We start from the raw sequence: 22402 nt of genomic DNA on the forward strand, positions 1-22402 counted from the left end.
TCGCAATGACGGACCAAGACGACCCGTTGGGCGTGGTAATCGGCGCTCGGGAAGTCTTTGACGAAGTGGTGGGGCTCCGGGGCGACGTGCGGTCGCTCATCGAGAGCGGCGAGGACGTGCGCGACCAGCTCGACGACCACGAGACCCGGATTCGCGGACTGGAAAGCGAGCAGGGGAAGTTCGTCGTCCCCGTGGCCGTGATTACCGGTGTCGCAACCGTCGTTGCGGCCGGTCTCGCCGTAGCGAAATTCGCCGGATAACCCACCGGCACAACACAGATACCAGCCCCGCCGACTGATTACCGGGCGGGGCTTTTTCATGTCTAAAAGGGGAACTCATGGCAACGCCTATGACCGCAGACCAGTTCGTAAAGGCCCTTGAGGCCGAGGGTCTGACGATTTCTGAACACGCAGGATGGCGGACACACAACCGCAACGGCGTCGGAGCTTGGGGGCCCGTCAACGGCGTCGTCATCCATCACACCGCAGGGTCTAACTCGCTGGAATTGGTCTACGCGGGCCGGTCGGACCTTCCGGGCCCGCTGTGTCATTCCCACCTTGCGAAGAACGGCACCGTGACCATGGTCGGCAACGGCCGCGCCAATCACGCTGGCAGCTTCGCAGCGAACGCATTTAACGCGATGGTCACCGAGTCGTCCACGCACCCGCGTCCGGATTCCGCAGAGCCCGTCGACGCGAACAGCCGCACGTACGGACTTGAGATCGAGAATCTTGGTAACGGGACGGACCCCTACCCGGCTGCACAGTACGACGCGGCGGTTCGTTGGGCTGCTGCCGTCTGCCGGTTCCACGGTTGGTCTGCGGATTCTGTCATCGGCCACGCCGAGGGCACCCGCCGGAAGGTCGATCCGAGCTTCAGCATGTCCACCTTCCGGGCCGACGTGGCAAAGAGGCTCAAGCCTCCGACCACACCCGGCACCGCTACCAAGACGACCAGCACCAGCACGGGTAAGCCCAAGCCGGTCCAGTACGCGCCGTTTCCCGGGGCCGCGTACTTCAAGAAGAACCCCCGCAGCGCGCTGATCACCGCCATGGGGCGCCGGCTGGTCGCCGAGGGCTGCGGCAAGTACAAGTCCGGCCCTGGTCCGCAGTGGACCGAGGTGGACCGGCTCTCTTACGCAGCTTGGCAGCGAAAGCGGGGATTCTCCGGCACGTCCGCGGACGGCTGGCCCGGGGCACAGACGTGGGCCGCGCTGCGAGTTCCGAAGGCGTGACCGGTGCCCGGTTTGCCGGGACCAGCTCGGGGCCGACGTGCCCACCCATCTCACGCAGCGTGTCGGCCGGTGTCTCCGGTGTCCCGGTATCGCCCGGTCGTGCAGCTGCTCAGAATCTCGACGCTCCGTCACCAACTCACAGGAGAAAAAATGCAGTTCATCAAGGCGCATCCCGCCCGAATCTACGCCGTGGTGGTTGCCGCGCTGGCCCTGGTCGCGCACTACGTGCCCGGTCTCCCGTCCGCTCTTGTCCTCGGCTTGGTCGCCGCAGTGCTCGGTACCGGTGAGGCGGTGCAGCGGACGGAGAACGGCAAGACTGTGGCAGCCGGGACCGACCAGGGCAACGACCACGACGGCCAGGGCGACGACGCCACGCCCCACGCCGAGGTGAGCGAGTGACCTTCCGGCATGTGGCGATCGTCGGGCGTGCCCGCGCGGGGAAGGACACCGTTGCGGCCCGCCTGGTTTTTCAACACTCGTACACCAGGGTCGCGTTTGCGGATGCGCTCAAGACGGCAGCGCTCGACCTGGACCCGATCATCAGAGCCGAGGGGACGCCCCTTGGGGTTCTTCCTGTACGGCTCTCTGATCTTGTGCACCGCCACGGGTGGGAGCGCTGCAAGGTCGAGCACGCCGAGGTACGCCGCACCTTGCAGCGGCTCGGGGAAGCCGTCCGCCGCACCGACTCGGGGCATTGGGTGCGCGTGGCGGTGCAGCAGCTCGACACCGCCGATTCATGGGGCCTTCCCGTGGTCGTCTCCGATGTGCGGTACCGCAACGAACTGTCCGCGCTCCGCGACCGGGGCGCCCTGGTCGTGCGTGTCGAGCGCCCCGGGGCCGGAGCCGGAGCCGGGGTTGCCGAACGGCTGCACGTCTCGGAGACCGAACTGGACGACGCTCCGGCGGACGTGACGATCACCAATTCCGGGACGCTCGCCGATCTGTTTGCCGCTGTTGACGCTCTGCCGCTGCGGCATTGACGCCCGGCGGGTGACTCCGCTTTCTCTCAAATCGAACCCATAGGGGGACACCCATGCCCGGAAACGTCCGGACGATTCAGCGCGGGGGTTCACGGTGGTACGTGGACCCTGTAACCGCAATCAAGTACCCCGGTGTGACCAGCATTATCGCCATGCTGCCCAAGCCGTTCCTTGTCTGGTGGGCGGCCCGGATGACCGCCGAAACGGCAGTGGCAAGCCTTCCTGCGGTGGCATCCATTGCCGCACGAGATGAAGCCGGGGCGATTGACTACCTCCGCAATGCGCATTCCCGGTACACCAAGCTCCGCGCCAAAGTGGGAAGTCAGGCGCACGACCTCTTTGAGCGCATGGTCCGGGGCGAGGCTATCGGGCGTGTGCACCCCGATCTAGAGCCGTACCGCGAGGGTTTCGCAGAATTCCTTGAGGCCGTGCGGCCGGTCCTGGTGTCCGCCGAGGACATTGCATGGTCCGACACGCACGAATACGCGGGCAGTTTTGACGCGATCTTGCGCGTGCAGCTCGGGGAGGACGGAAAGCCGGACCACGACGCCGGCACGTGGCACACGCTGATAGTCGACTGGAAAACGTCCAAGTCCACGTACCCCGAGGTCGGATTGCAAATGGCCGCTTATGCCCACGCCGACAAGATCATTGGGCCGGATGGGAATTCCGAGCCCATGCCGGAATTCGACGGCGCGGCAGTGCTGCACATCACCCCGGATGGGTGGGCTTTCAAGCCCGTCCGCATCGACCGCGAGATTTTCGATGTTTTTCTCACTCTGCGGAAGGTCTTTACATGGGACCGCGAGACTTCTAAGACCGTGATCGGTCGAGCCATCGCCGAGAGCGCGCGCAGGATCATTACCGGCACTCAGCGCCGCGCGTAGCACCAGCAGCTTTCTGCACACCCGACACCAGGGCGATTCCGCACAAGCGGACCGCCCTTTTTTCATGCCTAAAAACAGGAGTAGTCATGGCACTGCGCATTTTCGAGACCGACCCGAACGCCAAGCCCAAGCAGTCCTTTGCGAACGACACGGTTGGGCGTTTCCACGGAGGCAAGCAGGTCGACAACCTTCCTGTTGCCCTTTCCGAGTGGCGCGTGACGACCGGCGACCCCGAGGTTGCCGCCGCTATCGCTCAGCTTATGGGCGGTACTCCCGTCGACACCGATTCTACGTCGGAAAACTTCATCGAGATTCTGACGACTCAGGACAAGGTGAAGGCGGTAATTTCCGGCCCGGATGCCATCTCGTCCGATCTGAAGCTGTGGAATGGCTCAGCGCTCATTCACCACTGCGACGGTGTGGAATTCCTGTCGCCCGAGGAAGACAAGGGCAAGCCGTGCCGCTGCCCTGCTCTGATGGAGGACCGTAAGGCTGCTGCAAAGGCCAAGCGGGGCCCGTCGCCCTCTATCGCGGTTACCTTCCGCATTGCCGAGGATTACGACCTCGGCCTTTTCAAGCTCCAGACCGGTTCTTGGAAGCTCGCCGAGGTTCTGCATGAGGTTGAGAACGCGCTCGACCGCATCGGCAGCGAGGCCCTGTGCTCCATTGAACTTGAGCTGGTCGAGTACACCACCAAGAAGGGTCGCGACGTTTCTTACCGCAAGCCGGTAATTCGTGTTCTCAAGTCGTGGAACGACGCAATCGCCGACGCGTCCAAGTCGCTCTAGCAGGAGGGTTCTATGCCCATCCTGGAGCTTTTCGCGGGGTACGGGGGGCTCGGCCTGGCGGTCGAGAGCCTCACCGGGGAACGCGTGCGTTTCGTCGCTGAGAACGACCAGTACGCGTCACAGATTCTCGCCGAGCGTTATCCCGACGCGCCAAATCTGGGTGATGTCACGGAAATTGACTGGGCATCACTAATTGGCGTGGTCGACATCATCACCGCCGGGTTCCCCTGCCAGGGAATCAGTAATGCGGGTCTACGTAGAGGATTTGAAGATGAGCGCTCGGCAACTTGGTTCAACGTCATTGAAGCCATTCGCGTACTACGACCGCGAATTGTTTTTTTGGAAAACGTCGCCGCAATCAGAGGGCGCGGGCTCGCGGAAGTACTCGGGGGCTTGGCCTCGGCAGGGTACGACGCTAAATGGTGCTGCTATCGCGCGTCCGCCGCTGGAGCCCCCCACCATAGAGACCGCTGGTTCTGCGTCGCAGTGCCTGAAAACCCCGACAGCGAACCTTGGGGTGAATGGCGGCGCACAGCATCCGGACAAGCGCCGTGGTATGAATTCGATTCCCCCTCGCGGGGGGGGGGGGGGGAATCATCCTCCCGTAAGCAGCCCCACGGAAGCACGCTCGCCGATGAAGTGTGCTTTCTTCTTCCCCACTCCGACCGTCTCAGACGCATTGGGCGGGCCGGGTGGCTCGAAGAACAGACGCGGGGGCCCGAATCTCCGGACTCTTGTCATTCTCCTGCCGCATGGTGGGGGAACTACCTCCCCGTAATTCGCCGCTGGGAGCGTCTCACCGGAGTCCACGCGCCTGCCCCTACCGAGATTGGCCCCCGTGGCGGAATTCGCGTCACAGCCGCATTCGCTGAGTGGCTCATGGGGCTTTCTCCGCAGTGGGTTACCGGTGTTCCCGGACTAACCCGGGGACAGCAGCTTAAGGCCATTGGGAACGGTGTCTGCCCGCCTCAAGCCTATGCGGCCTACCGGCACTTGCTTATGGGCGGAGCCTAAGTGCCGATTCTCGAATTGTGCGCCGGCTACGGAGGCGTCGGGTTGGCTGTTGAATCGCTCACCGGCGACCGCGTGGCTTTCGTTGCAGACAACTCCGCCGCTGCTTCTGCGGTGCTCGCGGAGCGGTTCTCGGTACCGAACCTCGGTGACATTAGTACCGCCGATTGGGGGTCGGTTGCCGAGAGCGTTAACGTCCTCACTGCCGGTTTCCCCTGCCAGGACATCAGTACCGCAGGGAGGGGAGCGGGAATCCATGGGGAGCGCTCGGGGGTCTGGAAATACGTTGTCGCTGCCATTTGCCGAGTTCGACCAGAGTTCGTGTTCCTGGAGAACGTCGCAGCTATCCGTAGAAGGGGCCTTGACGTTGTTCTTGGGGATTTGGCCGCGAGCGGGTACGACGCGGCGTGGTGCTGCCTCCGAGCGTCCGCAATTGGCGCCCCACACCAGCGCGACCGGTGGTTCTGCGTCGCTCGGCTTTCCGACTCCGGACACCGGAGTAAGCCCCAATGGGCACGGACGCCGAGGGGGCAAAGCGGGGAACGGCCGGCAATCGGGGGCGAGCCTCGACGTGGTGGCGAAAAGTTTGCCGATCTCTACTCTCCTAGCGGTTGGTGGGGCGATCGCGCCGACCGAATCCGCACGTGGGAGAAAGTGACGGGATTCCCTGCCCCACGCCCGACCGTGCTCGACCATCGGGGCCGGCTGCTACTCGCACCGGAATTTACAGAATGGCTAATGGGCCTTGCGCCGCGATGGGTGACCGGAATTCCCGGACTCACGCGGACCGAACAGCTTCACATCATCGGTAACGGTGTGGTGCCGCTACAGGCACGCACCGCCTATGCACATCTATTGAAGACACTGGGGGACGCGTGAGTAAGCGCGGAGTAATCGCGGATTACGCGGGTGAAGAGTTGTACCGGGGCGACTTGGTTGCCTACGCCGCAAGGCACGGAAACCGGGTACGTCTCGCAGACGCGATTATCCAGCGGGTTACCACTCGCCTTGAGGGCGGACGGCTCCGGCCGATGCTGCTGGTCCGTCCTACCGGCACCGAGTCGGGGTTCGCCAAGCGCCGATCCCTGCGGGCCGAGTGGATTTCCGCAGAGCATGTGCGGCTTGTGATCCCGGATGCGACGGGCGAGCGGGACCAGTAGTAGCACCACGCCTAGGGCTGGTCGTACCACACGGTGCGGACCGGCCCTTTTTGATGAGGGGGTTTATGGAACTCAAGATTTCGGCGGAGAGCGCTCCACCACTCGGCGACGTGCGCGCCCTGGCGGCCGGTGACGTGGTGGTCCTGGTGCCCGGGTACCAGCGCCGTCCGGATTGGGTGCGGTACCTCGCCGCCGCAGCGCATGCCATGGCGCGGGGCGCATCGGTTCGACGGGGGGCCGAGCGTGGGTAACCCCAACAAGGCCCGGGGGACGCAGTGGGAATCCGCCGTGCGGAACTTCCTGAACGCGTTCCTTGGGCTGGTGGACGACGACGGCGCGTTCATCGACCCGTTCGACGGGCTGAACGTCCGCCGGCCCGCACAGGAAGGGACTCGGGATGTCGGCGACGTGCACGCGGCCCCGTTCATCCTCGAATGCAAGGACGTACGGAGCCCTGCCGTACCGACGTGGCTGCGACAGGCTCGGGCGGAAGCGACGAACGCGGGCTTCCCGTACGGCGTGGTGGTGCACAAGGTGCGCGGGCTCGGCATCCGCGCGGGACGTGTGCACTTTGACGTACGTACGTGGACGCGAACACGTACAGCGCTCGGGCTGTCGACCAGGGACATGCGCGCGCGATACGGGTTCGTTCCCTCGATGCGCGGGCTCGGCTCCGGCCGCTGGTACCTGACGACCACCGTATCTGAGTTCGGGCGTCTGCTCGCCGACATACGGGCGGTGAGCACGCGTGCTGCTCGCTGATCTGCTCGGGCGGTTCTCCGGGGTCGTCGACCACCAGGACGGGGGGTATGCCGCTCTGTGCCCCGCGCATCCGGATTCGCGTCCATCGCTACGGCTCTGGCGCGGGGAAGATCTCAAGGTTCGGCTTACGTGCCGCGCCGGCTGCGCGACCACAGACGTGATCGCATCCGTACGGCTGTCCTGGTCGGACCTGTTCGACGTGACCGGCCCCGGAGCGACGGTTCCGGCCAAGCGACCCGAGCTGGTTCCCGTCGCCCTGGTGGCCTCGCTCGGCCGGTACGTCGACCAGACGGCGGACGCCCTTGCCCTCGGCTCCGGGGAGTGGCCCGAGCGGGCCCGCCGGTACGTGGCCGACCGCTTCGGGCTCGACCCGGACACCGCTGCGGAACTCCGGCTCGGCGTCGACCAGGGCGCCGACCCCACCGAGTTCGTGCACCGCTCCCGCGCGTTCCTGGCGTTCCCCCGGCTTACGGTGCCGCTGGTCGGGTGGGACGGGGCCGCACGGGGTCTACAGGGGCGGGACCTGACCGGCCGGTGTCCGGGCCGGTGGCTCTCCCTCACGAACCCCAAGGGGCATCACTGGGCTACGTGGGGCGTTCTGCGAGGCGCCGGCGGGTGGGGCACCGTTCTCATTACCGAGGGCCCCGGGGACGGGCTCACAGCTGTTGCGGTGGGCTATGACGCGGCGGTCGTGCGCGGTGCCTCGCTCGCCGGCTCGCCCGAGCTGGTGCAGGAACTCGCCGAGGGTCTGCGGGGCTCGCTGGTCATCCTGTGCGGCGACAACGACCGTGCGGGCAACGGGTTTTCGGCACGGCTCGCCGAGGGACTGGCAGCCCACGGAGTCACGGCCCTGGTGCTCGACATTCCCCACCAGGGCGACGACTTGACCGACTGGCGGGCGCGAAACCCGAGCGCGTTCCCCGCCGAACTGCACCGCGCTGTGAAGGCGGCCCGACCCGCGAGAGACACCGCCGAACGCCAAGCGGCAGCCCGTACTGCCGAGTTGGCGACCCGGACTGGGGCCGACACCGTGTCCCGCGACCAGGGCGCGGAAGCGGCGGACATCCTCGCCAAGCTGGTTTCGCAGTACGGCGAGAGCGACGCCATGAACGCTCACGCGCTGGTCGCGTGGTCGGGCGGGCGCATCCGGTACGCCTCGGGGCTCGGGTTCCACACGTGGGACGGGCGCGTGTGGGTGCGCTCGGACATGCGGGTACGGCAGGAAATCCACCGCATGGGGGCCGCGCTGGTCCTCGCGGGGCAAAACCAGTTGGCACGCGGGTTCACGATGACTTCCCGCATCGACGCGCTGCTGACGGAGTTGTGTTCCGTTCCCAACGTATCCATTGCGACAACCGACTTTGACGACCGCCCCGACCTCTTGAACTTCCGCAACGGCACAGTCGATTTGCGCACGGGTCGGCTCCGCCCGCACGACCAGGCCGACCTACTGACGTACGGGCTCGAAATCGACTACGACCCCAACGCGCAGTGCCCTAGGTGGGAATCCTTCCTCGCTGAGATCTTCCCGAACATGCCCGAGTTGCCCGCGTACATTCAGCGGCTCATCGGCTACGGGATCACCGGCCACACCACGGAACAGGCATTCGCAGTTTTGTGGGGCAAGGGCGCCAACGGAAAGAGCGTGCTGGTGGACACCGTGACTTCCGTGTTTCGTGCCATCACGCGCACCACCCCGTTTGCCACGTTCGAGGAACGCAAGAGCGGCGGCATTCCCAACGATGTTGCAGCGCTGCGCGGTTCACGTCTCGTCATGGCGTCCGAGGGGGAGGCAGGCAAGGCAATGTCGGAATCCATCCTTAAGCGGGTCACCGGTAAGGACATGATCTCGGCAAGGTTCCTGCGGCAAGAGTACTTTGAATTCAAGCCTTCCTTTCTGCTGCTACTCGCTACGAATCATAAGCCCAAGTTCAGGTCACAGGATGAAGGGCTTTGGCGTCGGGTCAAACTGCTGCCTTTCAAGCGGTGGTTTGCCCCCGAAGAGCGAGACCCGGACTTGGACCGGACGCTACTCGGCGAAGCCGAGGGAATCGCCGCATGGGCGGTCCGCGGAGCCGTCGACTGGTTCGCCGACGGACTACAAGACCCACAGGTCATCACGGGCGCATCACAGGAGTATCGGGAAACCTCAGACCCGCTCGCGGGGTTCCTTCCCGGGGTCCTGGAACGCTGCGACGAATCCACTTTGATAAGCGGAAACGCCGCCTTTAACTCCTACCTCGAATGGTGCACGGCGGAAAACCTACCCGCTAAGGAGCAGTGGACGCGACGCGCCTTTTACGACGCCATGGAGGAACGGGGGGCCGTGCGGAAGAAGACGAACAAGGGAATTGCGCTGGGTGGGCTCCGCCTTGCCGACGATGGGCCGGAGCCGGGGGGCCCGGGGATCTTCAGGACCTGACGTAACACCCACACCACACAGGGCCGCTCGCCAACCGGAGAGCGGCCCTCTCCTGCTTATGGGGGACGCATGCAGATATTCCGGCACGAGGTGGCCGGCGAGACCATAACCGTGCGCGTCCCCGAGGACGCGGACGACCTAGAGCAGTTCCGTAAATGGCTGTCCCGTGCGCGGCTGCGGGGGCCTGTTGCCGTCGACACCGAAACCACTGGACTTGATGTGTTCAGCCCCACGTTCAGGCTGCGGACCGTCCAGTTCGGAGACACGCGGGACGCATGGGTAATCCTGTACGAGCGAGGCGGTTACCACGCTTCCTATGCTCGCGACGCGCTGCTACGGTGCCGCGAAATCCTGATTCACAATTCCGCCTATGACTGGCTAGTCATCGAACAGTGCGCGGGAATCCCCTTCGACGACCTAGCACCCTACACGACCGACACCCGCATTCTCGCGGCCCTCTGCGATCCGAGACAACCCCAAGAGGGCGGAATCGGGACCGCACTCAAACCGCTATCGGCAAAGTGGATCGACCCTGCCGCCCCGGACACTCAGGGGGGCCTTACAAAAGTTTTCAATTCTCTCGGGTTCACCAAGGAAACCGGGTGGGCCAATATCCCGCTTACGCACCCCACTTTTCTGCTGTACGCGGGCCTTGACGTGATCCTGACGGCGCGGCTCGCCCCCGTGCTGCGAAGGGAGCTGGGCCGGCTCGGCGTGCGCCCCGAGCTGGTGGCGTACGAACACGAGATAGCGAGGCTCTGCGCGACCATGCAGCGCACGGGGCTGCTGGTGGACCAGGACTACGCGGCCCCACTCGCCCGCCGGCTCGCCGAGGAAACCGAGAAGTACAGCACCGTCGCTGCCCGGTACGGCGTGACCAAGGTTGGGTCCGCCGGGCAGGTCGCGGATGCCCTCGGGGGCATGGGCGAGACGCTGACCGAGCGGACCGGCTCGGGCGCACTCAAGGTCGACAAGCAAGTCTTGCTACCCCTCGCGGACCTGGATCGGGACTGGCAGCGCATCGGGGCCCGCGAGCCAAATCCTCTTGCCTACGCGGTACTTCGGGCCAAAAGGGCGAGCAAGTGGGGCGTTACCTACGCCGAGCGGTTCATGTCCAAGCTCGACGCCGGGGGCAGGCTGCACAGCACCATTTCCCCCCTTGCAGCGCGCACAGGCCGCATGTCCGTGACGGACGGGCTGCACCAGCTGCCGAGTTCGGACCACGTGATCCGCCGCGCGATCCTCGCCGAGCCCGGACACGTCATGGTCTCGGTGGACTTTCAGGCAATTGAAATGCGGGTGTTGGCAGCCCTCGCCAACATAAAGGCCATGAAATCCGGATTCATAAGCGGTGGCGAGAAGTTCGATATCCACGCCTATACCGCCCGCCTCATTAAGGGCGACGCTGCCACTCCGAAGGATCGAAAAGTCTTCAAGGGTGCTGGCTTCGGAAAAGTGTACGGGGGTGGGATAAAAACCATTGCGCGGCAGACCGGAGCCACCGAAGCGGAAATTGCTCAAGCGGTCGTCGCATACGACCGGGCCTTTCCGGAGATCAAGCGAGCGTCGGCTCGGTGGCAGCGCGAGGCATTCCAGAACGGCATGGTGTTCGTCTCCGCGACGGGCCGAAGGCTTCCGCTGGACCGGGACCGCACCTACGCCGTGGTTAATTATGCCTGTCAAAGCGTCGCCCGCGATGTCCTCGGGCAAGCCATGCTGAATGTCGAGTCCGCCGGGCTGCTCGAATTCTGCCGCTTGCCAATCCACGATGAGTTGTTGGCGTCAGTGCCCGCTAGAGATGCCGAAGAGATTGCCCGAGAGTTCAAGCGCTGTATGACGTGGTCGCTCTATGGGGTGCCGATCGAAGCTGACGCGGAAATAGGGGGCCGGTCGTGGGGGTCGCTTTACGGCGCTGATTTCTAAGCTGAGTCCCACATCGAGAGACGCACCGGTCGGCTCGACTCCCTTGCACGCCACAGGGTTGCACCACTGCGCATCACGACAGGGCAACGAAATTCCACGCTCCACGCACACTTTGCAACTCTCGGTTGATTTTTCTTCCGCCGCAGTCGCGTTTAGTAGTCGTTTGTTGCGGCTGATGCACTGATCGAGCACGTAAACCACCATCTAGACCGATCCGTCCCCTTTGGGTGCATGGCCGCTCGGGCTCCATTTATCTAAATTCATCGCCACGCAGCGATCACGGCAATGCGCAAGCCCCGTCCTGCTAATCCGGGACGGGGCATTTTTGTGCCCTTTTGCAAGGCGCATTGCATTCGAGCTGCGGGTCATCTGGCGACCCCTCGGCGCGTTCCGGGAAACCCTCCGTCCCTACGGAGGGGCAACCAAACTTCCCACTCGGAACGGTGCCTCATGACGACGCTCACCCACGCTCAGATCTCCGCCGCCAAGAACAACGACCTCTCCGCGGTAAGTGAAGTGATCCGGGAAACCGAATCGCTGGTTTCCTCCCGGGCACGGAAGATCGTCGGTACCAGCGGCCCTAGCGACCTGGTGGAGGATCTGACACAGATCGGCCGCATCACGGTCTGGCAGGCAATCAAGACGTTCGTCGGCGATGAGCCCAACCAGTTCATGGCCCACATCGACCGGGCAGTGACGCGCGCTATGGAGGATGCCCGGCGGGAAGCTACCCGCCCCGGGGTTGCTCCCCGCGTGGCGAAGGCTTTTGAGGATGCGATCTCAAAGGCTGTTGGTGACCCGTACGCGGCGGAGCGCATCGCCACCACGGACGCCATGGGCCGCGACAAGATGAGCCCCGAACTCGCCCGCGCAGCGCGCCTTTCGTGGCTCGGCGTCGATTCGCTCGACCGCCCTTTCAACGCTCCGCTGCTCGGGCCCGGAGTGAACCGCCCCGGGTCGAGTGGAGACTCAATTCCGTGAAAGGATTGAGTCATGGCACGCCCTTCCTCTTATCCCGTTGAGCTGCGCAAACGAGCGGTTCGTATGGTCGGCGAGGTCCGCGGTGACTACCCGAACGAGTCGGCTGCCGTGCGGGCGGTCGCCCAGAAGCTCGGTATCGGTTCGGCCGAGACCCTGCGGAACTGGGTCAGGCGGGACGAGATCGACTCCGGGCAGCGTCCGGGCACGACGTCGGAGGAGTCCGCGGCGATGAAGGCGTTGAAGAAGGAGAACGCCGAATTGCGCCGCGCGAACGACATCCTGAAGGCTGCGGCGTCTTTCTTCGCGGCCGAGCTCGACCGGCCACACACGCTCGTAGCGTTCATCGACGAGCACCGGGCCCGCTTCGGCGGTGTCGAGCCGATCTGCCGCGTACTCGCCGAGCACGACTGCAAGATCGCCCCCTCCACCTACTACGCGGCGAAGAAACGCGCCGCCGAACCTTCGGCCAGACAGGTGCGGGACGCCGTCCTCAAGGACGCGATCACCGAGGTCCACGAGGCCAACTACCGTGTCTACGGCGCCAGGAAAGTCTGGCGCGAGCTGCACCGACAGGGCCACACCGTGGCCCGGTGCACCGTCGAACGTCTCATGCGCGAGCTCGGCATCACCGGCGCCGTCCGCGGAAGGAAGGTCATCACCACGATCCAGGACAGCAGCGTCGAGCGGGCACCGGACCTGCTGGACCGCAAGTTCGTCGCGTCGGCCCCCAACCGCTACTGGGTCGCCGACTTCACCCACGTCAAGACCTGGTCGGGGGTCGTCTACGTCGCCTTCGTCGTCGACACCTTCTCCCGCCGGATCGTCGGCTGGTCCGCTGCCACATCGAAGGAGACCAAGCTCGTCCTGGACACTCTGGACATGGCCCTGTGGCAACGCGACCGCGATGAACACCCCCACCGGCGCGGCGAGTTGATACATCATTCCGATGCCGGGTCGCAGTACACGAGCTTCCGGCTCGCCGAGCACCTGGCAGCCGCCGGCATCGCCGCCTCGATCGGCTCGGTCGGCGACGCCTACGACAACGCCCTCATGGAGTCCGCGATCGGCCTGTTCAAGACCGAGCTGATCAAACCGGGGCGCCCCTGGAGGACTCTTTCCCAGGTCGAGCTCGCTACCGCGGAGTGGGTGGACTGGTACTGCCACCGCCGGCTCCACGGTGAAATAGGGCACATCCCACCCGTCGAATACGAGACCAACTACTACCGCGCGACCACGAAACCCCAGGTCACAACCGCAATATGAAGTCTCTACCGAACCCGGGGCGGTTCAGAGTGACCCTCGGGGATGTCGTCGCGGGTGAGATGGAAGAGCCTGCCGAGCTGGTCACTGCGTCGGACGTGGCGGCGCACCGCCGGGACGTGGTCCGCACGCAGGTACACCGCGCCCTCGGGCTGCTCTCCGACCGGCAGCGCCACGTACTCAAGGCCGACCACGGCATAGCTCCGGTCGGGTACTACGGTGACGGCCCGGACGCGGAGCTTGCCGCGGACATGGGCGCGACCACGACGCAGGTAAAGCAGGCGCGGTGCAAGGGGAAGGCGCGGTTCGCCGAGGTCTACCGGGCGGGAGCCGGCGCCCAAACCTCGTGATCGTCACGCCGCCAATTCGCCCTTGCCGCCGTCGCCGTAGGTCGCCGCGTACCAGGCCCCTAGAGCGAAGTGACCGGACACGCCCGAGAGCGCTTGCAGCCGGTCAAGGTCCCCGTAGAGCGTCGAAACACTTACGCCCAATTCCAGCGCCACGGCTTTCAGCACCCGTCCGTCCAGTAGCCGGCGCATGACGAAATGATGCCGCTCGGTGACACCGTCACTGCGGGTCGGTGCCTCGCCCATCCATGGGCGTGCTGCCTGCCACTGCTGGTCATAGACACTGGAAATGAACGCGAGCAAGCCGGGGTTTGTGACGCGGAGAGCCGGTTTCCCAGCCTGGTCCCCGGTCGTGTCGGAGATGAAAGCCGCGGTAGGCGTCAAGACCATACGCTCAAAGGGCGGATTCAGAGTCCGCACCTTGGCGCCAATCGCGGAAATCTTCCGAGCGTAGTCCTGTTCGGGAGCCCGAGTGCGGGCGGTTTCCAGGTAGATCACGTGCAGCTCGGACCCTCTGCGCACGACTTCGGCGTCCCGCTCGAACCCTCCCGCAAGTCGACCGGCCGGACGGGGAATTGGGTGCGCCGTGCGGACGAAAGCTGCCCCGCGCACCGCTTCCGCCATCAGGGCCGTGACTTCCTCGTAGTGGTCGATTCGCAGCACGCCTCCGCTGTCAGGCTGCGGCATTGATGACAACTCGGCTACAAGTGCGCTCAGTTGCTCAGCGCGGGCTATCGATGAAGCAATTTCGGCGGTGGCCGTGCGAGTGACAATCCGAGCCGCACTCGCAAGGTCTGTGGCGATGAAAACACCGCTGTGCGGGTCGTAAGTGGCTAGCTCCGCTTGCACCAGCTCATCCAGCGCGGGGCTCGACGCTGCCGGTCGCTGCCCCGCATGCATCTGCCGCATGAGGTCTGCCGCTTCTGGCGTGATACCGCCCTCGTTACGGCCTCTTTGGGTGCTTGTGTCCATGTTTCCCCCTGGAAAATTTCTGGTTGCAGATCGTCCAGCCTGGCGAGTCTTGAACCCTTCCGCAGCGTCAAGCACGCTGGTCCCACGGCAAGCCGAGCACCGAGCAACGGTTCCGGTTCCGCCGCAAAATTCAGCAGCAGTTCGGTACCTAAGGGATGTATAGATGAGCTTTCAATCACGCCGCAAGAGCTTTGGGGCGGTTCTCGCTTCCGCTGTGGCGCTCGTCACCATTGGTGTAGCCGGGGCGTCCGTCGCGCACGCCGACGAAATACCCCAGGCCCCTAAGGGAAGCGCCACGGTCATTTCTCCCGCCCCGGAGCCCGCCGCGCACACGGATGACATTGACTGGGGGTAACGCATAGGGGGGGTAAGTAGCGTAGGGGGATGGGGAGTTGAAGGTCATAATGCGGGTTGAAATCTACGTGCGGACTAGTCCGGGCCGCTGGGGGTGGAAACCCCTAGGGGGGGAGTACCCGGATACGTACGAATACCCTTCCGATGAAGGCCAGTTGTTGCGCGCGCTCATCGCGTACTCGTCAATGGCCGCACGCGTGGTTGCCGCGCATGTACGGGGTTTCCGGATGCTTGCAGTCTCTGTGGCATCCGGCGCACTGGTGGGACTGTATGAATGGCGCCGGAGTACTGAAACAGGGCGCCTAATCCCAGCAGTTGAGCCCTTTACTGCGTGGGCCCCTACTAGAGTTACGGGGGTCGCCGCATGACCACCGGCAGACGCACGGTGCTGGACTCGGCGGCATCACGCGATCACGCGTACGTAATTGCGTTCCGCATGGCCCGAGTTCTTCGGAAAGCGGGCATCACCGGCCGGTACGGAGTTGGTGTGCAGCCGGCGCAATCGCGGGTGCTCCCGGGGTGGGAAATCTACGTCGTAGACCGATCTCCCGGAGAGGCCCCTCCCGTAGGGCTCCCCGCCTCCCTTCGTCCGACCCCGGCGGTTCTCCGCCGGGCAGCATGACCAAGCCCCGTCACGCTCCCATTGCGGGGTGTGACGGGGCTTTCGTCATGTCCGGGCAGCAGACAGCCCCCGTCGTAGCACGACAGGGGCCGCTGGTGGGTGGTGCTGCGCCTGGTGGTCAGCCGGCGAACGTCTCCGCCTTGACACCCGCCACGAACGACGAGAACGCGGCGGCAGAGAAGCCGAGAACCGGGCCGCTCGTGTCCTTGGAGTCACGGACGGGGACGACGTTGCGCGTCGCGGCAAGGTTGGCAGCGACCTCGACGCACTGCCCGCCGCCGCTGCTGTACGAAGAGGTGAACCAACGGGGGGACTCGGTCATTACGGGGTGCCCTTTCGTACCTGGTCAATCATGTCCAGAGACGCCGCTTGGGACAGCGACTCGGTTTGTAGTTGATGGTAGGCCGTCAGCATCGGTAGCGCGTAGCGGCTTTCCTTCTCAAGGTGTCCGCGCTGGGACGACTCCGCGTAAGACATCAGGGTGCGGTCTGGAAGCGTTAGAACAGTCACGGGGAGGGTGCAGGCGCGACGCTCGCCCATGGTGAACGGGGCAACGTGGACCGCGCTGTTTGGCAGTTCGGCGAACGCGGTGAGACGCGCCAACTGTGCGTCCCACACCGCGGCGGTCCCCACGGGGCGACGGATGCAGCTTTCATCCAGCACCACGAAGACCAGGGGTGGACGGTGCCGCACTAGTACTTCCTGTCGCTGCGCCACCAGGGCCACCCGCTCCTCGGCCTGCTCGGGTGTGCAAGCTCCGCGCTTCACCTCTCCCCCCTGGATCGCTGCCGCGTACTCCGGGGTTTGTAGAAGCCCTGGTATCACCCCCACTTCGTACAGCCGGATTTCTGCTGCCCGAGCCTCGTGGGTGACGTACTCCGGGAACCCCTCGATCAAGGAGCCCTGCCGGATCTCACGCCACTCTCGCTCGAACGAATCGGCGGTGTCTGCCGTGCCGAGCGCCGCGTCAACATCTCTTGAGAAGCCGAGAGTTGGCGACTTGCGGGCGGTTTCAACTGCGGAAATATGCTTGCCGGTATATGCCCCTTGGTCTGCTAGCTGTTCCTGGGTCCAGCCCCTTGCCTCCCGGAACTGCCGGAGACGTGCGCCGTATGCCGCCTCCGGGCTCGCATCGGGGTTTAACTCCACGCGGTAGACCATGGGGTTCCCTATGTCTTCCTTCTGGGTTAGCGACTTGAGGACATCCCCAAAGTAGGCCACTCTGGCGGCCCCCGGTAGCGAAACCGCTACAGAGAGGAGCGGTCATGACTGTGCCCGGTATCGCCTCTCCGCCTCCTGTTGGCGCGCTCATGGTGGACACCCGCCACGACGACAGGGCCGGCGAGTTCCGAGGGGTCTCAGGCCCCTACTGGTCCCTGCGGCCCCTCGGTGGCGGGCTCGAATGGGAAGCCGACCCCGGCACCGTCCGTTCGGCAACCCCGATAGAGCGGCTGCGGGCCGAGAACGCGCGGTGCAACGCCCGGAGTCGGGGGGACGTGCTGTGAAGCGGACCGGAACAAGCCCGACCAGGCTGACCGCGGATTGCCTCAAGTGCCGGGAGTACGACCAGGCCGAGCGGCGTGCCGAGTTGGACGGTCGTTGGAGCGACGTGACCGACCAGCGGGTTTTGCGCAAGCGCCACCAGCTCGCCGACCACGAGTGAGGAAGGGACCCGCATGGACGAGAGAGAGCCTGCAACGGGGCGCACCGGCGCCCGAGTTGGGGCGACGGTTTTGGTCCGGGACGACACCGGGGCACTACTTCTGGTGAGGCCCCCCCGCGAGACCGAATGGCGCCTGCCCGGTGGCGTGGCCTACGCGGGAGAGACCATCGCCGGTGCTGCCGCCCGTGACCTGGCCGAGGAAACCGGCTTGGTGCTCGATGTGGTGTTCTTCGCCGCGCTCGGGGTCGCGCCCCACGGGCGGGCAGAGGGCGGAAGGGCCGGGTTCAACCTGGTTGGCGACGGCGGCACGGTGGATGCCAAGGAAGCCGCCCGAGTTGCCGTCCCCGAGGGTGCCGAAGACCGGGTGGCCGAACTCCGCTGGGTTCCGCTGGACCAGCTCGGCGAGCACGCGTCCGCACTCGGGACGTGGCGTATCCGTCAAGCTTTGGCGGCATTCGCCCACGGCCGGCAGCCGCTTTTGTTGAACGGTTTGGTGGCAGCGTGACGCCGAAGAAGCGGGTTCGCCGGAACCCCTGGGAGGAGAAGCGCGCACGGCAAGCAGTGATCGACAACCGCGAGACCCTGAAGCGGGAGTACTTGGTCGACCTGGTCGCCCTGGTCACGCTCTGCCGGAAGCACCGCGTGTCTCCCGACTTCCTGCGTGCCCGGTTCGTGGAGTGGGGCGTACCCATTCGCGGACGCGCTGCCGCCGGCGATGCACGCGTGACCCGCGCGACCCGCGCGAAAGCTCGGGCTGGTCTCTCCTGACCGGGCGCCCAACCCCATAGACCCGTCCGGCTGTCTCATCCGTGGGGGGTGGCGGCAGTCGGACGGACCTCGCTCCCGGTAGGCAGGAATCAAAAGTTCCCCCCGTTCCTGCCTACCGGGTTCCAAGCTCCTGACCGGTTGCACCACGGAGGACAGCGGCAACCGGTCGGGTCTCAAGAAGAGAGATGCAGTTGCTCAACATGGATGTCCCGTACATGGACGAATACTGGGTCCCGCCTGCGGCGAAAGAGCCCGATGACGCCCAGGACGAGAAGCCCGATGACACGGCGGACGACGAGTGAGCCCCGCACCGCGAAAAACGGCGGAGGAACGCCGGATCGCGCGGCAACACTTCCGCAACCGTAGAGAGACCGTGCTGCGGGAGTACGACAGCGGGTTTCCCATGGCGGCCCTGAGCGCACGGTGGGCGGTCTCGCGGGACTTCGTTCGCGCGCGACTGGACGAGTGGGGTGTCCAGCGGCGGGACCGTAGCGCCTCTCGTAGGGCAACCACCGCCCGTCTCAACCGTGGTGAGGCCGAGTCGGCCCCATAGACCCCCGTCCGGCTGCCCCTCCGTGGGGACGGAAGACAGTCGGGCGGGCCCACACCCGGTAGGCGGTTGACCCCTGTCCCGCCTACCGGGACCCCAAGCCCCCTGCGCGGCCGCAGGGTGAACAACCCCGCCCGGGTGCAGCCTTGGACAGCCACCCGGGCGGGTCCACGGCGGCGGCTTCACGCGGCTATTCAGGTATCCGTCGTGACCCGTGGGCGCTGTCAAGGTTGAGCAGTGTCCACAGAGCTACGCAGCTCCGTCCGTACACAGAAAGGCGTCACATGAAGCGCATCGTTGCCAAGCTCTGGCGACTCATCCGGGGCCCCCTGCAATGGCGGGTGCTCTGGTTCGCGCACGCGAAGTTCATGGTGGGGGTGACCGGTGTTGTGCGGAACGATGCGGGTCAAGTCTTGCTGCTCAAGCACCGCATGTGGCCCCCGGAAACGCCGTGGGGGCTTCCTACCGGTTACGCGATCAAGGGCGAGGAATTCCCGCTGACGATCGTCCGGGAGGTAAAGGAAGAGACCGGGCTTGACGTCAAGCCGGGCCGTCTTGTCCACGTGCGGAGCGGCTACAAACTCCGGGTGGAAGTCGCCTACGAGGCGATGCACGTCGGAGGAACCCTGAAGATCGATTCGTTCGAAATCTTGGAGGCGAAGTGGTTCCATTTGAACTCGCTGCCGACGGGGATGCAGGAGACCCACCGGCAGCTCATCGGGGTACCTCCCTCGGGCCGTTAGCACCGAACGAAAGCGTGGCCGGCGCCGGAGTGGCCGCCCTGCTGGCCGCGTTGCGGGCCGACACGTTGACGCTCACGGCAAGGCATCCGGACCACACGTTCCGGACCGTGGCCGCGCGCTTGACGCTGTGGAACGCACAGGGAATCGACGTGACGGTATTCCGGACCGGGCTAGACGCGGTTCGAGACCGGCTCTCGTCCTTCGGGCTGTCTCACATGCTGCCGCTCTCCCGGATGCTCGTCGGCGCTCAGTCGAAGCGGGCCGGGGCGTTCGGGGGCTTCCACCACCCCGACCAGGGCTACCGCCATCTACAGATGGTGTCGGTGGTCACGATGTACGGGCCGATGGAACGGGACGCGCCGGAATCCCCGGAACTCGCACTGCTCGATCTCCTGCGTGCCTACGCGCACGACTGCATCCACTTCGGGGCAAAACGGCGGTATGTGGATGTTGACGGTACGCCGAGCCGCGTTCAGTACGGCATCAACTACCGTCGCCCGAACGGCGCTTCGTATTCCACACCCGACCCTCAGGGGTCACCCCATACTCGGAACCTGGGGGTAGTGATGGAAGGAGCGGGCGATAGAGAAGCGCGCCGGATCACCCGATGGGCGGCAGCCCAAGCGGGGATCAAGGAGCCTGACGACCCGTTCCAGCGGATCGCATTCCGGGACTGCACGGGCACCCTTGCTGCCGAGGACGTGCGCGACCACCCGACCGGCGGAGGTGGAGAGGGAGCCACATACGTCCGATCGCTCATCGGTTATGAGCGCGGGGTGAACCAGCGCTACGCCGCGTTTCTGTCTGAGTTCGCGGCTGGTGAGGAGAACGAGCTGCACGAACTTCTGCTAAGCGCAGTGATCAGCGGGAGCGCAAGCGGTCTGAGTGCGTGGCTCGATGAAAGGCACGGGCCGGGAACTTTCGCCGGGGTGTTCCTGTCACCCAGCTACTTCGCCCCCGCTCCCATTCGGTCTGTGTAGAGACCGCCCCGACCCCGCCCGCCGGTTTCGCGGTCCCCACCGGGCCGGCGGGCGGATGCCCCGCTGCGTCTGGTCCCCGCAGCGGGTAGCCCCGCTCGATCTCCCCCGGGGTCGGGCGGGGCTCTCTCTTGCCCCCCGCGACAGCGAAAGTGCGCCCGTAGGCATGCTCCCTGAGTAGGGCTACGCGTCGGCCTGGTCGTCCGCCGGCTCGGCAACGAAGCTTCCGCGACCCCACTCGGTGCGGACAAGCCCCCGTTCGCGGAGTACCCCTACGGCTCGACGCGCGGTCATCCGGGCGACGCCGAAGCGCGCGACCAGCTCTGAATCCGACGGGATTTTCTCTCCCGGCTTGAGCTTGCCCGTCTTGATTTCCGCCGTGAGCGCGTCCAGCACGGTCATGTACGGCGCGTGCGGCGCATGCGGGTTCTGCGGGCTCTCGGGCATGGCCGAAGCGTAGACAATCCGCCATTTCTAGGCGAGTTAGACAGGCAGATGACCTAGACAGGTAGACGAGTTAGACCAGTTGGCCTAGCGTGACTTCCTGAACACAGAAATGCCCCGACAACCGCTTAGGACCGGTCGCCGGGGCTCCGCCCGAACAGCTAACAGAGAGCTGAACGAACATGCGTGAGCTTATCGCCCTCACCAGCATCGGACTTTCGTCCGTGCTCGGCCTGGTGGCCTTCCGGGGGCTTTTCCCCCGCCGGCCCGGACGGCACTCCGCCGCCCACACCACGGCACCGGCCGCAGTGGCCCCCGCGTCCCCCTCGGACCCGTGGATGCGCCCGTGGACCGGACCGACCAAGGAAGAAGCCGCCGCGATGTTCCGGCGCCAAGCAGACACCCCCACGATGCCGCTCGGCGTCATCCAGGAACGGCGGCGCGCTGCGGCACTGGCCACCCTCGGAGTGGAAGCCGACTACGGCTACCCCAACGACCAGTTCCAGCAGCTCGCTAACGCGGGAGTCCGGGCATGACGCGCGAATGGTTGGCTGCCGACCCCACGGTGACCGTTGCACTCTGCGTCCGCTGCAAGAAGAACACCTACGCGCCGATTGCGGTCCGGTGGATTGAGAGCACCAGCGGCCCCGGGACGACCCTCTATGCCTGCCCCGCGCACGCGGTGGGCCTGATCCCCGCCCCGATGCCCGGAGAGCTTGGGTCGGGCGCGTAGGCCCGCAGCAGACAGCAAAACGCCCCGCTCGGACACTCGTCCGGGTGGGGCTCTTTTGTGTCTGGATCAGTGGTGGCACCCAATGGCGGGGGTGCCGCTCGCTACCGTGGTCTCCATGACGAACCACGAGCCGCGCGGGATCTTTTCCGCAGCGGGCCTCACGCGCAAGGACATCGCTGCGGCCGTTGATTGGGGCACGCGAGAAGCCATCACCTTCGCCCGGTCCGCAGTGGACTTCCACGGGGCCGACTACTCGCGGGTGCAGCCGTGGCGCGAAGAGATCCAGGATGCGCGGGCAATGCGCACGGCATGGGGGCTCGCGCCGATCTCCTAGACCGTTCCGAAGCGTCCGCCCCGTTCGGCCAAGTGCCGGGCGGGGCTTCTGTGTTCCGTGACGTGCGCGTATGCTCAGAACTGGTTGATTGATGTGTTGGGGTCGTGCAGTGTCACCCACCCCGCCCCGTCCGGCTTGCGGTGGTCCTCGTACAGCGTGGCCCCGAGACCGATCAGCCGGGCCACCTCCTCGTCCCGGGTGCGGTCCTGTGGCTGGAGGTCGAGGTGCAGCCGGTTCTTGACGGCCTTCTTCTCCTCGACCCTGACGAAGAGCAGCCCGTGCGCCCCGGCGTGGACCGAGGCCTCGGGGTCACCCGGAAAGTCGTCGGCGGCAAGCTCGCCGCCCAACGCGGAGGCCCAGAAGCCCGCGAGGGCGTACGGATCGGCGCAGTCGACGGTGATGTGACGGATGGCAGAGGTCATGCCACCACCCGATCACGGGACGGCCCGGGCGTGCAGGGGTTGTTCGGTATCGGAGGTGCTCGGCG

At 65.6% G+C, this 22402-nt stretch carries 27 protein-coding genes; 22 read left to right on the plus strand and 5 right to left on the minus strand.

Annotation, left to right across the window (positions count from 1 at the left end):
• Positions 1-5: 5 nt before the first annotated feature.
• From OHA55_RS16075 to OHA55_RS16140, 14 genes are all read left to right on the plus strand, one after another.
• Entirely contained in the window at positions 6-260 is a 255-nt protein-coding gene (locus OHA55_RS16075) for a hypothetical protein (protein WP_266706853.1), read from the plus strand.
• 77 nt (positions 261-337) lie between these two features.
• Positions 338-1234, plus strand: a complete 897-nt coding sequence (locus OHA55_RS16080; protein ID WP_266706855.1) for a peptidoglycan-binding protein — start codon at positions 338-340, stop codon at positions 1232-1234.
• A 150-nt stretch (positions 1235-1384) separates the two neighbouring features.
• Positions 1385-1633 carry a hypothetical protein gene (locus OHA55_RS16085; protein WP_266706857.1) on the plus strand — a complete coding sequence of 83 codons (249 nt, stop codon included), beginning with the start codon at positions 1385-1387 and terminating at the stop codon, positions 1631-1633.
• Entirely contained in the window at positions 1630-2214 is a 585-nt protein-coding gene (locus tag OHA55_RS16090) for a hypothetical protein (RefSeq protein ID WP_266706859.1), read from the plus strand. The genes OHA55_RS16085 and OHA55_RS16090 overlap by 4 nt, the downstream gene beginning before the upstream one ends.
• 134 nt (positions 2215-2348) lie before the next feature.
• Positions 2349-3101 carry a hypothetical protein gene (locus OHA55_RS16095; protein WP_266706861.1) on the plus strand — a complete coding sequence of 251 codons (753 nt, stop codon included), beginning with the start codon at positions 2349-2351 and terminating at the stop codon, positions 3099-3101.
• A gap of 86 nt (positions 3102-3187) precedes the next feature.
• A complete protein-coding gene (locus OHA55_RS16100) occupies positions 3188-3889 on the plus strand; it encodes a hypothetical protein (RefSeq protein ID WP_266706863.1) in 702 nt (233 codons plus the stop codon).
• A gap of 12 nt (positions 3890-3901) precedes the next feature.
• On the plus strand, positions 3902-4903 hold the full coding sequence (locus OHA55_RS16105; protein ID WP_266706865.1) for a DNA cytosine methyltransferase: 1002 nt from the start codon (positions 3902-3904) through the stop codon (positions 4901-4903).
• Positions 4904-5779 carry a DNA cytosine methyltransferase gene (locus OHA55_RS16110; protein WP_266706867.1) on the plus strand — a complete coding sequence of 292 codons (876 nt, stop codon included), beginning with the start codon at positions 4904-4906 and terminating at the stop codon, positions 5777-5779.
• 524 nt (positions 5780-6303) lie between these two features.
• Positions 6304-6822: a hypothetical protein gene (locus OHA55_RS16115; protein ID WP_266706869.1), complete on the plus strand. Its 519-nt coding sequence runs from the start codon at positions 6304-6306 to the stop codon at positions 6820-6822.
• Entirely contained in the window at positions 6809-9244 is a 2436-nt protein-coding gene (locus OHA55_RS16120) for a phage/plasmid primase, P4 family (RefSeq protein WP_266706871.1), read from the plus strand. The genes OHA55_RS16115 and OHA55_RS16120 overlap by 14 nt, the downstream gene beginning before the upstream one ends.
• A gap of 69 nt (positions 9245-9313) precedes the next feature.
• Positions 9314-11167 (plus strand): DNA polymerase, encoded by a 1854-nt coding sequence (locus tag OHA55_RS16125; protein ID WP_266706873.1) that lies wholly within the window; start codon positions 9314-9316, stop codon positions 11165-11167.
• A gap of 450 nt (positions 11168-11617) precedes the next feature.
• Positions 11618-12148 carry a sigma factor gene (locus OHA55_RS16130; protein ID WP_266706875.1) on the plus strand — a complete coding sequence of 177 codons (531 nt, stop codon included), beginning with the start codon at positions 11618-11620 and terminating at the stop codon, positions 12146-12148.
• Positions 12149-12160: 12 nt separating this feature from the next.
• Complete coding sequence (locus OHA55_RS16135; protein ID WP_266706044.1) at positions 12161-13411, plus strand: IS3 family transposase; 1251 nt, start codon at positions 12161-12163, stop codon at positions 13409-13411.
• A gap of 29 nt (positions 13412-13440) precedes the next feature.
• Positions 13441-13758: a hypothetical protein gene (locus tag OHA55_RS16140; RefSeq protein ID WP_266706877.1), complete on the plus strand. Its 318-nt coding sequence runs from the start codon at positions 13441-13443 to the stop codon at positions 13756-13758.
• A 3-nt stretch (positions 13759-13761) separates the two neighbouring features.
• Here OHA55_RS16140 and OHA55_RS16145 read toward each other — a convergent pair whose 3' ends face one another.
• From OHA55_RS16145 to OHA55_RS16155, 3 genes are all read right to left on the minus strand, one after another.
• On the minus strand, positions 13762-14727 hold the full coding sequence (locus OHA55_RS16145; RefSeq protein ID WP_266706879.1) for a hypothetical protein: 966 nt from the start codon (positions 14725-14727) through the stop codon (positions 13762-13764).
• Between the two features lie 1094 nt (positions 14728-15821).
• Complete coding sequence (locus OHA55_RS16150) at positions 15822-16025, minus strand: DUF397 domain-containing protein (protein WP_266706880.1); 204 nt, start codon at positions 16023-16025, stop codon at positions 15822-15824.
• Positions 16025-16864: a helix-turn-helix transcriptional regulator gene (locus OHA55_RS16155; protein WP_266706881.1), complete on the minus strand. Its 840-nt coding sequence runs from the start codon at positions 16862-16864 to the stop codon at positions 16025-16027. Before OHA55_RS16155 ends, OHA55_RS16150 begins: the two co-directional genes overlap by 1 nt.
• 104 nt (positions 16865-16968) lie before the next feature.
• Between OHA55_RS16155 and OHA55_RS16160 the strand changes: the two genes are divergently transcribed.
• The 6 genes from OHA55_RS16160 (at position 16969) to OHA55_RS16185 (ending at position 20407) form a co-directional block, all read left to right on the plus strand.
• Complete coding sequence (locus OHA55_RS16160) at positions 16969-17208, plus strand: hypothetical protein (protein ID WP_266706882.1); 240 nt, start codon at positions 16969-16971, stop codon at positions 17206-17208.
• On the plus strand, positions 17205-17366 hold the full coding sequence (locus OHA55_RS16165) for a hypothetical protein (protein ID WP_266706883.1): 162 nt from the start codon (positions 17205-17207) through the stop codon (positions 17364-17366). Before OHA55_RS16160 ends, OHA55_RS16165 begins: the two co-directional genes overlap by 4 nt.
• 13 nt (positions 17367-17379) lie before the next feature.
• Positions 17380-17871: an NUDIX domain-containing protein gene (locus tag OHA55_RS16170; RefSeq protein WP_266706884.1), complete on the plus strand. Its 492-nt coding sequence runs from the start codon at positions 17380-17382 to the stop codon at positions 17869-17871.
• Positions 17868-18134: a hypothetical protein gene (locus OHA55_RS16175; protein WP_266706886.1), complete on the plus strand. Its 267-nt coding sequence runs from the start codon at positions 17868-17870 to the stop codon at positions 18132-18134. Before OHA55_RS16170 ends, OHA55_RS16175 begins: the two co-directional genes overlap by 4 nt.
• Positions 18135-18968: 834 nt before the next feature.
• Positions 18969-19427, plus strand: a complete 459-nt coding sequence (locus tag OHA55_RS16180) for an NUDIX domain-containing protein (RefSeq protein WP_266706888.1) — start codon at positions 18969-18971, stop codon at positions 19425-19427.
• 29 nt (positions 19428-19456) lie between these two features.
• Complete coding sequence (locus tag OHA55_RS16185) at positions 19457-20407, plus strand: hypothetical protein (RefSeq protein WP_266706890.1); 951 nt, start codon at positions 19457-19459, stop codon at positions 20405-20407.
• 180 nt (positions 20408-20587) lie between these two features.
• On the opposite strand, the gene OHA55_RS16190 is transcribed toward OHA55_RS16185, so the two are convergent.
• The gene (locus OHA55_RS16190) at positions 20588-20851 is read right to left on the minus strand and encodes a GntR family transcriptional regulator (RefSeq protein ID WP_266706892.1); all 264 of its coding nucleotides are present in this window, start codon (positions 20849-20851) and stop codon (positions 20588-20590) included.
• A 179-nt stretch (positions 20852-21030) separates the two neighbouring features.
• Here OHA55_RS16190 and OHA55_RS16195 point away from each other — a divergent pair, with 179 nt between their 5' ends.
• Entirely contained in the window at positions 21031-21384 is a 354-nt protein-coding gene (locus OHA55_RS16195; protein WP_266706894.1) for a hypothetical protein, read from the plus strand.
• A 312-nt stretch (positions 21385-21696) separates the two neighbouring features.
• A complete protein-coding gene (locus tag OHA55_RS16200) occupies positions 21697-21915 on the plus strand; it encodes a hypothetical protein (RefSeq protein ID WP_266706896.1) in 219 nt (72 codons plus the stop codon).
• Positions 21916-21989: 74 nt separating this feature from the next.
• Here the strand turns inward: OHA55_RS16200 and OHA55_RS16205 are convergent, their stop codons facing one another.
• Positions 21990-22337, minus strand: coding sequence for a VOC family protein (locus OHA55_RS16205; RefSeq protein ID WP_266706898.1), 348 nt, complete (start codon positions 22335-22337; stop codon positions 21990-21992).
• Positions 22338-22402: the final 65 nt, after the last annotated feature.

It is taken from the genome of Streptomyces sp. NBC_00102 (genome assembly GCF_026343115.1).
Taxonomy (GTDB): Bacteria; Actinomycetota; Actinomycetes; order Streptomycetales; family Streptomycetaceae; genus Streptomyces.